Annotated in this window: 12 protein-coding genes; 9 read left to right on the forward strand and 3 right to left on the reverse strand. The window is 68.4% G+C overall.

Going from position 1 to position 14,020, the window contains the following annotated elements; all coding sequences use genetic code 11:
• Positions 1–53: 53 nt before the first annotated feature.
• The 3 genes from OHA98_RS14015 to OHA98_RS14025 all read right to left on the reverse strand — a co-directional run bounded on the left by OHA98_RS14015 (position 54) and on the right by OHA98_RS14025 (position 2,740).
• Complete coding sequence (locus OHA98_RS14015; protein ID WP_266925721.1) at positions 54–881, reverse strand: hypothetical protein; 828 nt, start codon at positions 879–881, stop codon at positions 54–56.
• Between the two features lie 175 nt (positions 882–1,056).
• Positions 1,057–1,323 carry a hypothetical protein gene (locus OHA98_RS14020; RefSeq protein ID WP_266925722.1) on the reverse strand — a complete coding sequence of 89 codons (267 nt, stop codon included), beginning with the start codon at positions 1,321–1,323 and terminating at the stop codon, positions 1,057–1,059.
• A 202-nt stretch (positions 1,324–1,525) separates the two neighbouring features.
• A complete protein-coding gene (locus OHA98_RS14025) occupies positions 1,526–2,740 on the reverse strand; it encodes a helix-turn-helix domain-containing protein (RefSeq protein WP_266925724.1) in 1,215 nt (404 codons plus the stop codon).
• 845 nt (positions 2,741–3,585) lie between these two features.
• Between OHA98_RS14025 and OHA98_RS14030 the strand changes: the two genes are divergently transcribed.
• The 9 genes from OHA98_RS14030 (at position 3,586) to OHA98_RS14070 (ending at position 14,020) form a co-directional block, all read left to right on the forward strand.
• A complete protein-coding gene (locus OHA98_RS14030) occupies positions 3,586–4,518 on the forward strand; it encodes a hypothetical protein (RefSeq protein ID WP_266925726.1) in 933 nt (310 codons plus the stop codon).
• Positions 4,519–4,857: 339 nt separating this feature from the next.
• Positions 4,858–5,529: a hypothetical protein gene (locus OHA98_RS14035; RefSeq protein WP_266925728.1), complete on the forward strand. Its 672-nt coding sequence runs from the start codon at positions 4,858–4,860 to the stop codon at positions 5,527–5,529.
• A 383-nt stretch (positions 5,530–5,912) separates the two neighbouring features.
• Complete coding sequence (locus tag OHA98_RS14040; RefSeq protein ID WP_266925730.1) at positions 5,913–7,370, forward strand: DUF6801 domain-containing protein; 1,458 nt, start codon at positions 5,913–5,915, stop codon at positions 7,368–7,370.
• Between the two features lie 636 nt (positions 7,371–8,006).
• On the forward strand, positions 8,007–8,993 hold the full coding sequence (locus tag OHA98_RS14045; protein WP_266925732.1) for an ABC transporter ATP-binding protein: 987 nt from the start codon (positions 8,007–8,009) through the stop codon (positions 8,991–8,993).
• A complete protein-coding gene (locus OHA98_RS14050; protein ID WP_266925734.1) occupies positions 8,990–9,856 on the forward strand; it encodes an ABC transporter permease in 867 nt (288 codons plus the stop codon). Before OHA98_RS14045 ends, OHA98_RS14050 begins: the two co-directional genes overlap by 4 nt.
• Positions 9,857–9,859: 3 nt before the next feature.
• Complete coding sequence (locus OHA98_RS14055; RefSeq protein ID WP_266925736.1) at positions 9,860–10,663, forward strand: ABC transporter permease; 804 nt, start codon at positions 9,860–9,862, stop codon at positions 10,661–10,663.
• Positions 10,663–11,976 (forward strand): MCE family protein, encoded by a 1,314-nt coding sequence (locus OHA98_RS14060; RefSeq protein WP_266925738.1) that lies wholly within the window; start codon positions 10,663–10,665, stop codon positions 11,974–11,976. Before OHA98_RS14055 ends, OHA98_RS14060 begins: the two co-directional genes overlap by 1 nt.
• Complete coding sequence (locus tag OHA98_RS14065) at positions 11,973–13,004, forward strand: MCE family protein (protein ID WP_266925740.1); 1,032 nt, start codon at positions 11,973–11,975, stop codon at positions 13,002–13,004. The genes OHA98_RS14060 and OHA98_RS14065 overlap by 4 nt, the downstream gene beginning before the upstream one ends.
• Positions 13,001–14,020 carry an MCE family protein gene (locus OHA98_RS14070; protein ID WP_266925742.1) on the forward strand — a complete coding sequence of 340 codons (1,020 nt, stop codon included), beginning with the start codon at positions 13,001–13,003 and terminating at the stop codon, positions 14,018–14,020. Before OHA98_RS14065 ends, OHA98_RS14070 begins: the two co-directional genes overlap by 4 nt.

The raw sequence follows: 14,020 nt of genomic DNA on the forward strand, positions 1-14,020 counted from the left end.
TTGCACCCTCACACCGGCCCGCACCCGCCGCATGCGGGCCGCCGCCGGACGGGTCAGGCGGGAAGCTCCCGGAGCGACCTCTTCAGCCGGGCCACGAACGCCTCGCGGACCGGCTCCGCCACCCGGTCGAGCGAGAGATAGGGATTGAGGTCCTCCAGCTCGACGAGCAGCAGTTCACCCTCCGCCGTACGGCAGGCGTCGACCCGCTGGATGCCGTACGCGAGGCTGTTCCACGCGATGAACCGCCGGGCGAACTCCAGATCCGCCGCGCTCGGCGCATACGGCTCCAGCACCCATCGGCGCTCCGGGTCCGGGGCGTACAACGCGTACTGGAAGTCGTGGTCGACGAAGCAGAAGGACACCTCGTGGCGGAAGCCGATCCGCGGCTGGACCAGCAGCGTCCCGTCGGCGCCCGCCGGCAGCTCCGGCTCCCGCACGAACCGCAGCCCCACCGAGTCCGCCCCCAGCTTCGGCTTCACCACGTATTCGGCCGACTCCGGCAGCAGCCCCAGATCCGCCGCCCGGTCCACCGTCGGGATCACCGGATAGCCCGCGCGGCTCAGCTCGACGAGATACTGCTTGCCCGCCATGTCCCCACGCCCCCCGAGCGGGTTGTAGACCCGGCTCCCCAGCTCCCGCGCCCGCGCGCGGAACGCGCCGTACGCCTCCGGGTAGTGCAGCACCGGGCCGCTGTTGCGTATGAGGACCGTGTCGAAACCCGTCAACAGCGCCGCGGCGTCCAGCGGGTGGCACAGCGCGACATCGAACTCCTCGCGCAGCCGGGCGCCCAGGAAGATGTCCTCGTCGCAGTATCGGCGCCCGCGCGCCGCGTAGGCGAGATCGGTGACAAGCAGGACGGAAGTCCGCGGACCGGCGGGCATGGCGTTCCCCCAGGGGGTGTGTGGACCGATGGATGACCCATGGCCTCGGCGGCGCGGCACGTTCACGCCCCCGGAGCGTCCCGGCCTCCGCGCCGCGGGTGCCGGACGCATCGTATGCGTCGTCCCCGCCCGGCGTTCTCCCGCCCTTCGCCGGCGGCCCCCGGCGCCCACGCCGCTACGCGAAGCCGGATCCGGGGCGCACCGCCAGGCGGGGGTGGTGGGCGGCGAGCACCTTGTTGGCGCGGGCCAGTTCGGCGAGGGCCTGCTCGCGGTCGGCCTGGTCCTCGATGCCGAGGCGCGGCCCGCGGAAGCGGCGGACCTCACGGGCCGCGCAGTCGGCGTCGAACTCCGCCTGGAGGATGTGCGGCGGGATACAGGACCCGATCAGCGCGGCGACCCGGTCCGGGATCGGCACGGGGACGAGCAGGTGCGAGGCGGTCATGGGTGGTTCCCTCTCGGATGGTTGGCCAGGAGGCGGTACGTGAACGCGGCCGCCTGGTGGGCGGCCGGCTCCTCCATGTGTACGGGACGCGGTTCCGGGTTTCTCGTTGGATACGTCTCCGTGTCGCAACCGTTTGGGACTGACCGTCTATTTCCCCTTACGCGTGGGTAAGTTGACTTGCCGCCCTCGCGTATGCATGTGCTCAGGAGCGCTTGGTGTCGCTGCGGGCCCGGAGCGACAGGGCGCGCAGTACCGCCTCGGTGGAGAACCGGGCCTCCGGATCGACCAGTTGTTCGCCGAAGATGGTCTCCAGATTGCGCATGCGGTAGCGGACCGTCTGCGGATGCACATCGAGCAGCTCGCCCATCTGGGCCGCGGTGCCACGGGTGTCGAGCCAGATCCTCAGGGTCTCGATCAGCCGCTCGCGGCGGTTGGCGCTGATCTTGGCGACCGGGGCCAGCTCCCGCTGGGCGAGCTGGTCGAGGAGGGACGGGTCGGACAGCAGCCACAGGGTGATCAGATGGTCCTCGCACCGGACGAACGGCGTGTCGTCGATCACGCCCGCGTCGACGAGTTCGAGCACTCTGCGGGCCCAGCGGATCGAGTCCGAGGCCAGGGCCGTGGGGACGGTCAGCCCGATCGCGGCGTGGGCGGTGGGCAGGGCCTGCGCCAGCATCGATCTTCGCGCCTCGTCCACCGGCCCCGGGATCAGTAAGTGCGGCTGCGGATCGCTGAGATCGGCCAGGATGTCGCGGTCCGCGCAGAGCCGCTCCAGGCCCGCGGGGGCGCGCACGGCGACCAGGGTCACCTGCTCGGGCAGCACCCAGCCGGTCTGCTCGCACAGATCGGCGATGGCGCTGCGGGGTACGGGGCGTCCGGCGAGGATCAGATGGAGGAGGCGGCGGCGCATGGCCTCACCCTGCTCGCCGGACTGCGACTGCACCTCCAGGAACCCCTCGCGGGAAAGAGCTTCCAGTTCGTCGACATAGGTGAAGAGGGCGTCGGCGAAACTCAGCATGAGGGTGGGGGAGAGGTGATAGCTCCGGCCGACTTTCTTCGCCCGTCGCAGCGCGACCCGGGCGCCCAGGCGATAAGCCCCCTGCAGGGAGTCCATACTCCTTCCCTCGTAGGCCTCGAACCTTCCGAAACGACGGCACATGTCGTCGCGGAGCGTGGTGGAGGCGGAGGGCTCCGCCACCAGATCGACGAAGGACGAGAGGCTCTGTTCCACACCCACCCGGATGGCCAGCCCGTTCGGGCCGTCGAGCAGGCGGGCGTATTCCGGATACGCCCGGGTGACTTCTATGCCGATTTCCTTGATGAGGCTGGGCAGTTCGGGCCGCATCATCGCGGCGAATTCCTGGGGGAGGGGCCCCAGCGGGTCTTCGGTGTCCAACGGCTGTATGAGATGTGGCATGACGTATTCCCCTTGCTCTCGGCGCCCGGTGGTGGGGTGAGGCGGTGGGGGGAAGCGCTCCCACGAACCGACAGGTGCGTACCAAGTCCGCGATGAAGATAGACCAAGTCAGAGACGGTGCCCACCACTTGGACAAGATCGGAGTGCAAGGGGCACACATCGTCGGCGCGTTGTGGGTCTTCCGTGCAGGTGGGGAGGTAATACTCGCTTTCGGACAATGAATTTCGGCCGCGTGCTCGGATGGTGACAACAAACCCATCTCGCTCTCCGCGAAGGGCCGCCGGCGCGGAGGTGCGGGGCGCCGGCGGGGGTGTGGCCGTCGCTCCGGGTGCCCGGCGGGGAGGGGGCTCACCATGGGGTACGTGCGCGGGCCGGTTCTCGCCGGTGCCCCGCCCCGGTCCGCCGGGGGCGATGGCCGGTGCGCAGGCCAGGCGGTACGCGTCCGGGCTCCCGGGTCCGGCCGCCCGGGTCCGGGCCGTGTGTGCGAGGAGCGGGTTCCGTCGGCCGGAGCGCCCCGTTCCGCCTCCGTGGACGCACCCGGTTGCGCATCCCTTGATAAAAGGCGCCTGCGACGATACTCATTTCCGGATCAAAATCCGGGCGGCGAAAAAGATCTTAGACGGACGGATTGTGTCGCCCTGTTTCCCGCGAGTAACATCACGCCTCGGTCAATTCGGACGTGAAATCTGCCCGAAATTTGACGCTCGGAGCTCCCGCCTTCGGTCCACCCGGGGCACCACTGACAGGTCACCGTCGGCGATCGCCGTCCTCGGCGCGGCAGACGTTGCCACCGAACAACTTCGTGCACGAGGCCGCTGTTGTGGCGGCCGACAAGAGGGGACGACATGAGACCCGTTTCCACCAGAACCCGTGTGGGGATGCTTGCCGCATTCACGGCGTTCACCGCTCTGCTTTCCACCGGCTCGGCCACCGCCGCCACACAGCTCAACGGCGACTGGGCACCGTTCGACCGCTGCCCGGTGGATGCGCCCGCCATGCTGGCCGCGGACGGCATCACCGATGTCGCGACCTGCATCTCGTCGAGTTCCGCCACCGGATCGATCACGCTCGGCAAGTCCGTGGTGCCGACCGGCAACAGCGATCTGCAGCTCGGTGTGATCCAGCACAGCGACGGCACCACCTCACTGGTCGCACCGCCCGAAGGGGCGCTCGTCGCCGATTCTGCCGAAATTCCGGGAGGCCTGCTCGGGCTGATGTGCCCGAACGGAATTCCCGTGATCTCGGGAATCTGCCGACAGCTGACGGACAATGACCTCAACCGGGTGACGGCGACCATCGAACCGGCCGGCGCGCCCCGGGACTTCCAGATGACCGCGGCGTTCTCCACCGGTCAGCCCATTCTCACCATCCCGGTCCGCATTCACCTGAAGAACCCGTTCCTCGGTGACAAGTGCTACATCGGCACCACGGCCGACCCGGTGCTGCTCAAGCCGCAGAACCTGACCCAGCCCGCGCTCTCGCTCCAGCGGTTCGCGGCGAACGGGCCCCGCGACGACGCCGGCGAGATGGGCCGGTACACCTTCGACGGCGCCGACCAGGGGGATTCCACGTTCGCCGTCCCGGGTGCCAGCGGCTGCGGGGCCGGGCTCCTGGACTGGGCGGTGAACCTCAAGACCGGGCTCCCCTCGGCGTCGGGGAAGAACAGCGTGACCCTCAACAGCACTTCGACGTATTTCGCCAGCCCCTACACCCCGGCGAGCCTCGCGCCGAACGAGGGCAAGGAGCTCTCACGGTTCTGGCATTCGGCACAGCAGTAGCCGGAGTTCCGCCGGTGGCGCCCTCGGAAATGCGGAAAGCAGAACAGGGTTTCCGTTCAACCTCTTCTCAACTCCGAATTGGCGCAGTAAAGTACCGGTCAGTAGTCATTTGAGTCATCACATGGACCGGCTTCATTGCGGGAACCACATCGGAACGCCTGGCGCGAATGCAGCCCGGGAGAGCCGCCTCACAAGGTAATCGATTGGTTCACGCTCAGCTGCAGCCCGTTCGTCCGTGAACGGGAGTACTTCCCCCAGAAAACCGTGCCGGACAGAGCTGTGTCATTTCGGCGACGCAACCCTGACGGACCAATTCCCCAACGGGACAGGAGAAGTTCCATGCTCAAGAAGACGCGAATCATCACCGCCGTCGGTGCCGCCGCTGCCGCGGTCGCCCTGGCCACCCCGTCCGCGATCGCCGGCCCCAGCGCCGCCTGGAACATCACGCCGACCGGGAACTTCACCGGCACGGCCGGTGTGACGACCCTGACGGACAACGTCGGCAACGTGATCCAGTGCGCGACCGCCTCCGCCAACGGCAACGTGCCCTCCTCGTCCGTCGCCGGGCCGGTCCTGGCCAACATCACCTCCGCCTCGTTCAACGCGCCGTGCACCGGCCCGTTCGGCAGCACGTGGACCGTCACGGCCGCCACACCGTGGACCATCAACGGCAACACCCCGGGCGGGTACACCGCGGGCTCCGGCACCAACGGCACCGGAAAGACCACCGGCTGGGTCGGCGGCATCAGTGCCACGGTCACCGGCTCCAGCGTCCTCGGCCCGTGCACCTTCAAGGTGACCGGCACGGTGGACGGGGTCTACAACAACCCGAGCGCCGGAGGCTCCAACGGCACGCTGGCCGTGGCTCCGGCGGCCACCAGCCCCCGTGTGCTGACCATCGGCAGCAAGGTCGGAGGCGGCTGCGGCATCGTGGGCGCGACGGCGACCTTCAAGGGCACCTACAACGTGGTGTCCGCCGCCGGTGGCTCGCCGGTCATCACCTACAGCTGATCCGCACACGGTGACCGCTCGGGTCCTGTCGCATCACCCGAGTGCTCCGGCCCGGCCGCAGATCCTGCGGCCGGGCCGGGCCCGTCGGCGAGGGCGCCGGAAATACTCACGAACTGACAAGGCGCTCCGCGATTCTTGTCACTCGCTTCCTGTTCTCGCGCCACCCGGGAAGAGCAGGGCGTGAAGCGCTTCCCAAGCATCTCGGGCGCCGCGTACCGTACCCACCGGTAGAGGCTGTCAGCTGTGTGCGCCTGGTCAATTCCCGTACGGCGCAGCACATTTCCTCGATCCGGACGGCCGCGCGTTCAGGCGTCCCGGTGCACACGCGTACGGACGCCCGCTCCCGGGGCAGTCACACAATCGAGTCCGGAAGGCAGAGTCGCATGGCAGCCAATGCACGCTGGGCCCCCCGCCGCACGGCGCGGATGACCGCGGGCGGTCTCCTGGTCGTCGCCGCCACCTTTCTGCCGGGTGCCCAGTCGGCGGCCGACGGGCAGCGGTCCGAGACCGCCGTCGACTACGACTGTCAGTTCCCCTCCGGCAGCCGCGCGGTCACCGCTGTCGTCGCGGCCGGGTACCCGGCGAGCGGCAAGGTGGGCGACCCCGTGGCCGCCCGTGATGTGACGGTCGGCCTCGACCTGCCGAGGGGAGTGCTCGGCGACCTGGAGCAACTGGAGGCGACCGCGGTCTCCGCCCTCGCCCAGCTCGCGGTCCAGTACACCGCCGGGACGGACTCGGCCAAGGCCGACTGGTCCGGTCTGGCGGCTCCCGCACAGGACATCACCGGGCGCGAAAGCGTCAGACTGGAGGCGGCCGGGCCGGTCCCGACGGCCACGTTCGGATCTCCGGGCGAGGCCACGCTGACGGCCTCGGACCTGACGCTCACGCTGAGCCCGCTCAAGGCGGACGGCTCACCCGCCGCACCGGGCGGCATCGAGGTGACCTGTCGCCCGGTCGCGGGAGCGGACACCGTCCTCGCCACGCTGCCCATCAGCGGCACGCCGGCGGAGGAACCCGCCGGGCGGCCGCCGGCGGACCCCGACCGCGACGACGCGCTCCCACCCGGCCAACGCGAGAAGCTGGACGACGCGCGGCGGGAGGCCGACAGGAAGCAGGAGGAGGGCGAGGGCGATGTCGAGCCGTGCCCCTTCTCGATGGAACTCCCCACCCCTTCCGAGGCGTTCGTGACGGGGTTCACCAACGTCAAGAAGCTGAACGGCGCGGCGCTGCTGGGGCCCGCCCGCACGAACGTGACCATGATGATGAAGTACACCAACGACCCGTGCATGAAGACCGTACGGGTGCTGAGCGGCGCGGAGTTCGAGCACGAGGGCAAGCGGCAGCTGCCGCCGTCGCGGGGCACGTTCCTCTCGTTCGGCTTCATGCCGACCACGGCGACGATGATCCTGAGCCAGGTCGGCCCGACGGCCGGCATCGACTCCCTCACCATCAACGACCTCATCGTCGATCCGAGATACCCCGAATACACCACCATCACCGCCAAGTTCGAGCTGCGCGTCAAGGACGTCAAGGTCAACGGTGTGTCCCTCGACGTGGGGCCGAACTGCCGGGCCTCCAAGCCGATCGAGCAGACGCTCAGGGCATTCGGGACGACCTATCCGCGCGCCGGGTACACCGTTCAGTACGGCGGCACCATGGACGGAAACACCTATATTCCGGCCTTCGAGGGATGCGGTGTCGGAGAAGACCTGGATCCGCTGCTCACGGCCTCCATTTCAGGAGGCGGGAACTACATCAAGATGACCCAGGCACCCCTGTGCGTCTCCACGAACCCGGATGGTCCCGACTGCCCCCCGAAGGTTCCGAAGCCGGAGCGCTGACCTTCCCGAGATCCTTGCGTGACCCATTGATGAGCCCTTCCGGCGAAGCCTCGCCGGAAGGGCTCATCGGCGTGGCGGAGGGGTTACGGGACAGCCCTGAGGACCAGATGGAACCATCGTGACGGCGGGAAGGCGCCGGCCCGTGTTGCTTTCGGACTCCGCGATGATTCCTCACTTTCTCACAGGTTTCGCGCGCCGATTGCTCATATGCCGACAACTCATCGTGCCCGCTCAATCGCCTCGCAGAAATTTTCGTATCCGGTATTGCGTAGCCAGGTTACTCGGCCGTAGCGTCCCCAATGAGTGACCCGGACCCCTCGGCACCTGCTCGTTCGGTGTACGCGGGAGACCGGTTCGGGCGCCCCGCGCGCCGACTCCGCAGGCCAGGGCCCGGCTCGGCCGCCGGAGCACTTGCGCACATCGCGACAAAAGCAGGGGGCGGATTTGTCATCGAATGACAAGTGATCCACTTCCGGCACATCGTTCGTCGATTTCCGCTGTTCAACGGCTTGTCCTGGCGGTTTCGACGGACATAGCGTGCGCCTCCTGGTGCACGAGTGACGAGCCGCCATTGGATTTCTCAGAGCCGGAGCGCAGACAGATGACTACGTTCACGACCACTTCGAAGGAGGTCCGATGGGAATCGAAGTAGTCGTCGAGGGCCTGACGAAGTCCTTCGGCAAACAGAACATCTGGCAGGACGTCAGTCTCACGCTGCCGGCCGGTGAGGTGAGCGTGATGCTCGGCCCCTCCGGCACCGGAAAGACGGTCTTCCTGAAATCCATCATCGGACTGCTCAAGCCCGAGCAGGGAAGCGTCCTCATCAACGGCGTCGACATGGTGAACAGCCCCGAGCGCGAAATCATGGAGACCCGGAAGCTGTTCGGGCTCATGTTCCAGGACGGCGCCCTCTTCGGTTCGATGTCGCTCTTCGACAACATCGCCTTCCCGCTGCGTGAACACACCCGCAAGAAGGAATCCGAGATCCGCCGCATCGTCATGGAGCGGATCGACATCGTCGGACTTCTCGGCGCCGAGGGGAAGCTCCCGGGCGAGATATCCGGCGGCATGCGCAAGCGCGCCGGCCTCGCCCGCGCCCTCGTACTGGACCCGCAGATCATCCTCTGCGACGAGCCGGACTCCGGACTCGACCCGGTCCGTACCGCGTTCCTCTCCCAGCTCCTCATCGACCTCAACGCGCAGATCGACGCGACGATGCTCATCGTCACCCACAACCTCGACATCGCGGCGACCGTCCCCGACAACATGGGCATGCTGTTCTGCCGCAATCTCGTCACCTTCGGACCGCGCGAGGTGCTGCTCACCAGCGACACCCCGGTCGTCTCCCAGTTCCTCGCCGGACGCCGGGAAGGCCCCATCGGGATGTCCGAGGAGAAGGACGCCGCCACCCTCGCGGCCGAGCAGCGGGACGGCGGCGCCGGTTACGACACCGGGCCGCGCACCGTCGTACCGCAGCTGGAACCCTCTCCCGGCATGCCCGTACGCCAGGGTGCGCTGCGCCGCCGCGAGCGCGTCATGTCGATGATGGGCCAGCTGCCGGAGGCCGCCCGTACGGCCATCATGCAGAGCTACACGCCTGCCGCGGGGGGTGCGCGCCCGTGACGGCCCCCATGCCGGTGCGGCCCCCCGAGCCGCCCACGACCGGGGATTCCGCGCACCCGGCTCCCCGGAACGAGACGTCGGGGAACAAGGCTCCGACCCGGCTGCTCGCCCCGCTGCGGGAGACCGGGAAGCTCTTCGCGCTCGGCCTCGCGGTGGGCCGGGCCATCTTCCGCAGGCCCTTCCAACTGCGGGAGTTCATTGAGCAGTTCTGGTTCGTCGCCAGCGTCACGATCCTGCCCGCCGCACTCGTCTCCATCCCGTTCGGCGCGGTCATCGCCCTCCAGGTCGGCTCGCTCACCCAGCAGTTGGGGGCGCAGTCGTTCACCGGCGGCGCCAGCGTGCTGGCCGTCATCCAGCAGGCCAGCCCGATCATCGTGGCGCTGCTGATCTCCGGAGCGGCCGGATCGGCCATCTGCGCGGACCTGGGCTCCCGGAAGATCCGCGAGGAGCTCGACGCGATGGAGGTCATGGGCGTCTCGCCCATCCAGCGCCTGGTCGTCCCGCGGGTCCTGGCGACCATGCTCGTCGCCGTCCTGCTCAACGGGCTGATCTCCGTCGTCGGCACCCTCGGCGGCTACTTCTTCAACGTGATCATGCAGGGCGGCACCCCGGGCGCCTATCTGGCCAGCTTCTCCGCCCTGGCCCAGCTGCCCGACCTGTACATCAGCGAGTTCAAGGCGCTGATCTTCGGCTTCATCGCGGGGATCGTGGCCGCCTACCGCGGACTGAACCCCCGGGGCGGCCCCAAGGGGGTCGGTGACGCGGTCAACCAGTCCGTCGTCATCACCTTCATGCTCCTGTTCTTCGTGAACATGGTCCTCACGGCGATCTACCTCCAGATCGTCCCCGCGAAGGGGAGCTGACCGATGCCGATGCTCAGCTGGCTCGACAGATCGGGCGACCAGCTCACCTTCTACGTACGGGCGCTGGTCTGGATTCCGCGCACCCTGCGCCGCTACCTCAGGGAAGTGCAACGTCTGCTGGCCGAAGTGGCCTTCGGCAGCGGCGGACTCGGGGTCATCGGCGGCACCATCGGCGTGATGATCGCGATGACCCTCTTCACGGGTACGGTCGTCGGCCTCCAGGGGTACGCGGCACTCAACCAGATCGGCACCTCCGCCTTCACCGGCTTCATCTCCGCCTACTTCAACACCCGTGAGATCGCCCCGCTCGTCGCCGGTCTCGCCCTCTCCGCCACCGTCGGCGCGGGCTTCACCGCCCAGCTCGGGGCGATGCGGATCAACGAAGAGGTCGACGCGCTGGAAGCGATGGGTGTGCGGTCGATGCCGTATCTCGTCACGACGCGGATCATCGCCGGAGTCGTCGCGATCATCCCGCTGTACGCGATCGGGCTGCTCTCCTCGTACGTCGCCTCCCGCTACATCACGATCCTCTTCAACGGCCAGTCCGCGGGAACGTACGACCACTACTTCGATCTCTTCCTCTCCCCGGACGACGTGCTCCTGTCGGTGCTCAAGGTGCTGATCTTCAGCGTCCTGGTGATCCTCGCCCACTGCTACTACGGCTTCCACGCCACCGGCGGTCCCGCCGGGGTGGGGGTGGCCGTCGGGCGGTCGGTGCGGAACGCGATCGTGCTGATCAGCGTCACCGACTTCTTCCTCTCGCTCGCCATCTGGGGCGCCACGACGACCGTGAAGGTGGCCGGCTGATGATTCCCCGGAGCACACGGACGGTCTGCCGCAGGCTCGCCGGAGTCGCTTTCCTGCTCACGCCCGTCGTCCTGGTGTGGGTGTCGGTCTCGGTGTACGAGAAGGACTTCACCGACAACGCCACCGTGACCGTACGCACCGGATCCGTCGGCAACGAGATGCACGACAACGCCGACGTGAAGCTGCGCGGAGTCGTCATCGGCCAGGTGCGCGACATCGCCGCCGAGGACGACGGAGCCCGTCTCACGCTGGACATCGACCCTGGCAAGCTCGGGCAGATCCCCGCCGATGTCACGGCCCAGATGCTGCCCACCACCCTCTTCGGGGAACGGTTCGTGGCACTCGTGCCCCCGCCGGTCCCCTCCACCAGGACGCTGCGCGCCGGAGCGGTGATCCCGCAGGACCGCTCCAGCAACGCCATCGAACTGGAGCAGGTCCTCGACAACGTGCTGCCGCTGCTGACCGCGGTGAAGCCGGAGAAGCTCTCCGCCACTCTCAACGCCGTCTCCCAGGCGCTGGAAGGGCGCGGCGACAAGCTCGGCGACACCCTGGTCACGCTCGACGCCCACCTGAAGAAGTTCAACCCCCAACTCCCCACGCTCAACGCCGACATCAAGGAACTCGTCAAGGTGAGCACGGTGTACGGCGACGCCGCGCCCGATGTCCTGGACGCGCTGACCGACTTCACCACCACCAGCGGCACCATCGCCGAGCAGCAGGCCCGGCTCGCCGACCTGTACGGGGCCACCACCGCCTCCGCGCAGGACATCACCACCTTCCTCCGGGCGAACAAGGACAACCTCATCAGGCTCTCCGCCTCCAGCAGGCCGACGCTCGAAATCCTCGCCGAGTACGCGGACTCCTTCCCCTGCACCCTGCGCACCGTGGCCGGATTCGTGCCCGCCATGGACAAGGCCCTGGGCAAGGGGACCAACCAGCCGGGACTGCATGTGACCGTCAAATCGGTCCCCTCCAAGGGGAAGTACGTGGCGGGCAAGGACACCCCCGTCTACAACGCCACCGGCGGCCCGCACTGCTACTCGGTGCCCTACGTCGGCCGGCACGTGCCCACCGCCGACGCCCGGACGGCGCGGGCGGACCGCCCCGCCCGAGCCGCGTCGGGCACCTCGGCCGGCGCCGGCGCGAGCGGGTCCGCGGACACCGCCCTCGGCCTGCCCAACTCGCCGCAGGAGTCCCGGCTCGTCAACGAACTGGTCGCTCCCTCACTGAAAGTCCAGCCGCGGACCCTGCCCGACTGGAGCAGCGTGCTCATCGGTCCGGCCTTCCGCGGTGCGGAGGTGAAGCTCAAGTGAATCGCCGCTCCCTCGCGGGACCGCTCACGAAATCGATCGTCTTCATCCTGGTGACGGTCCTCGCCACCACCGTGCTGGCGCTCTCGATCGCCAACACGGGGGTCGGGGACACCACTTCGTACAAGGCGAGGTTCACCGACGCCACCGGGCTCGTCGAAGGGGACAGCGTCCGTATCGCCGGGGTCAAGGTCGGCCAGGTGGAGTCCATCGAGGTCGCCGACAAGCGGCTCGCCGAGGTCACCTTCGCCGTACGCAAGGGCCGCAAGCTGCCCGCGTCGGTGACCGCCTCCATCAAGTACCTCAACATGGTCGGTCAGCGCTATGTCGACCTCGACCAGGGCGCCGGCCCGGTCGGGGCCAGCTTCGCCGCCGGGGACACGATCCCGCTCGCCCGCACCACCCCGGCCCTCGACCTGACCCAGCTGTTCAACGGCTTCCAGCCGCTGTTCGAGGGGCTGTCGCCGCCGGACGTCAACCAGCTCGCCGGGTCGATCGTCCAGGTGCTCCAGGGCGAGGGCGGCACCGTCGACAGCATCCTCCAGCACGTCGGATCACTGACGAGCACCGTCGCCGCGAAGGACAAGGTGATCGGTGAGGTGATCGAGAACCTCAACACCGTGCTCAAGACGGTCAACGACCGGGAAGCGGGCTTCAACGACCTCGTCGTCACCCTGCAGAAGCTCGTCACGGGCTTCTCCGGCGACCGTAAACCGCTCGGTGAGGCGGTGACGGCGATGGGCGCCCTCACCACGGTCACCGCCGGACTCTTCGAGGACGGCCGCAAGCCGCTCAAGGAGGACATCAGGCAACTGGGGCGGCTCACCGACCAGTTGGGCAAGAACACGCCGAAGATCGAGAACTTCCTGGAGAAGACACCGGCCAAGATGGCGGCGATCAGCCGCCTCACCTCCTACGGCTCCTGGCTCAACCTCTATCTCTGCGAGGCCAAGGTCAGCGGGGTCACGACCGACGACGGCAGCGCGCCGCCCACCGGCATCGCGATCACCCAACCGAGGTGCCTGGCATGAGAATCACCCCCATCCGGGAACGCAACCCGGTCGCCGTCAGCATCGTCGGACTCCTCGTCCTGGCGCTCATCGGCCTCGCCGCCTACCGCGCGGACTCGCTGCCCTTCATCGGCGGCGGCACCACCTACAGCGCCGACTTCACCGAGTCGGCCGGACTCGCCGACGGCGACGAGGTGCGGATCGCCGGCGTGAAGGTCGGCGAGGTCACCGGGGTCTCCCTCGACGGGGCCAAGGTGAAGGTCGACTTCAGGGTGAAGGACGCCTGGATCGGCAACTCCTCCACCGTGGGCATCGCCATCAAGACGCTCCTGGGCGACAAGTACCTCGCCGTCGACCCGCTGGGCAACGCCCCGCAGGACCCGGACTCCCGCATCAGGGCGAGCCGCACCACCTCCCCGTACGACGTCACCCAGGCGTTCAACGGACTCGGCGAGACCATCGGGGAGATCGACACCGTCCAGCTCGCCAAGAGCTTCGAGGCGATCTCCGCCACGTTCAAGGACTCCCCGCCCGATGTGCGCAGCGCGGCGAACGGCCTCTCCGCGCTGTCGAGGACGGTCTCCGAACGGGACGCCCAGCTGGCCACCCTCCTCAAGGGCAGCAAGCAGCTCACCAGGGCCCTCGCCAACAAGAAGAGCAGCTTCGAGACCCTCCTGGAGGACGGCAACCTGCTGCTCGGCGAGATCCAGGCGCGCCGCGACTCCATCCACCTGCTGCTCACCGGCACCAGGAATCTCGGCACCCAGCTCACCGGGCTCGTCGCGGACAACGACAAGCAGCTCAAGCCGACCCTGGACTCGCTCGGCCGGGTCACCGCCGTACTGATCAAGAACCGCAAGAGCCTCGACAAGGTGCTGGCCATGACCGGTTCGTACAGCCGCCTCGTCGGCAACACCCTCGGCAGCGGACGCTGGTTCGACAACTACGTCTGCGGGGTCGTCCCGAAGAACTACCTGCCCGCCGGCACACCCCCGGCGACCGGATGCATGCCACCCGAGCAGCAAGGCGGCCGCTGA

Origin of the sequence: Streptomyces sp. NBC_00654, assembly GCF_026341775.1 — a bacterium.
Taxonomy (GTDB): Bacteria; Actinomycetota; Actinomycetes; order Streptomycetales; family Streptomycetaceae; genus Streptomyces.

Bases quoted from the DNA above. Each gene is read 5' to 3' on its own strand.
- OHA98_RS14035 (WP_266925728.1), top strand. From the start codon at position 4,858: ATGCTCAAGAAGACGCGAATCATCACCGCCGTCGGTGCCGCCGCTGCC.
- OHA98_RS14070 (WP_266925742.1), top strand. From the start codon at position 13,001: ATGAGAATCACCCCCATCCGGGAACGCAACCCGGTCGCCGTCAGCATC.
- OHA98_RS14030 (WP_266925726.1), top strand. From the start codon at position 3,586: ATGAGACCCGTTTCCACCAGAACCCGTGTGGGGATGCTTGCCGCATTC.
- OHA98_RS14060 (WP_266925738.1), top strand. From the start codon at position 10,663: ATGATTCCCCGGAGCACACGGACGGTCTGCCGCAGGCTCGCCGGAGTC.
- OHA98_RS14040 (WP_266925730.1), top strand. From the start codon at position 5,913: ATGGCAGCCAATGCACGCTGGGCCCCCCGCCGCACGGCGCGGATGACC.
- OHA98_RS14055 (WP_266925736.1), top strand. From the start codon at position 9,860: ATGCCGATGCTCAGCTGGCTCGACAGATCGGGCGACCAGCTCACCTTC.
- OHA98_RS14045 (WP_266925732.1), top strand. From the start codon at position 8,007: ATGGGAATCGAAGTAGTCGTCGAGGGCCTGACGAAGTCCTTCGGCAAA.
- OHA98_RS14015 (WP_266925721.1), bottom strand. From the start codon at position 881: ATGCCCGCCGGTCCGCGGACTTCCGTCCTGCTTGTCACCGATCTCGCC.
- OHA98_RS14025 (WP_266925724.1), bottom strand. From the start codon at position 2,740: ATGCCACATCTCATACAGCCGTTGGACACCGAAGACCCGCTGGGGCCC.
- OHA98_RS14020 (WP_266925722.1), bottom strand. From the start codon at position 1,323: ATGACCGCCTCGCACCTGCTCGTCCCCGTGCCGATCCCGGACCGGGTC.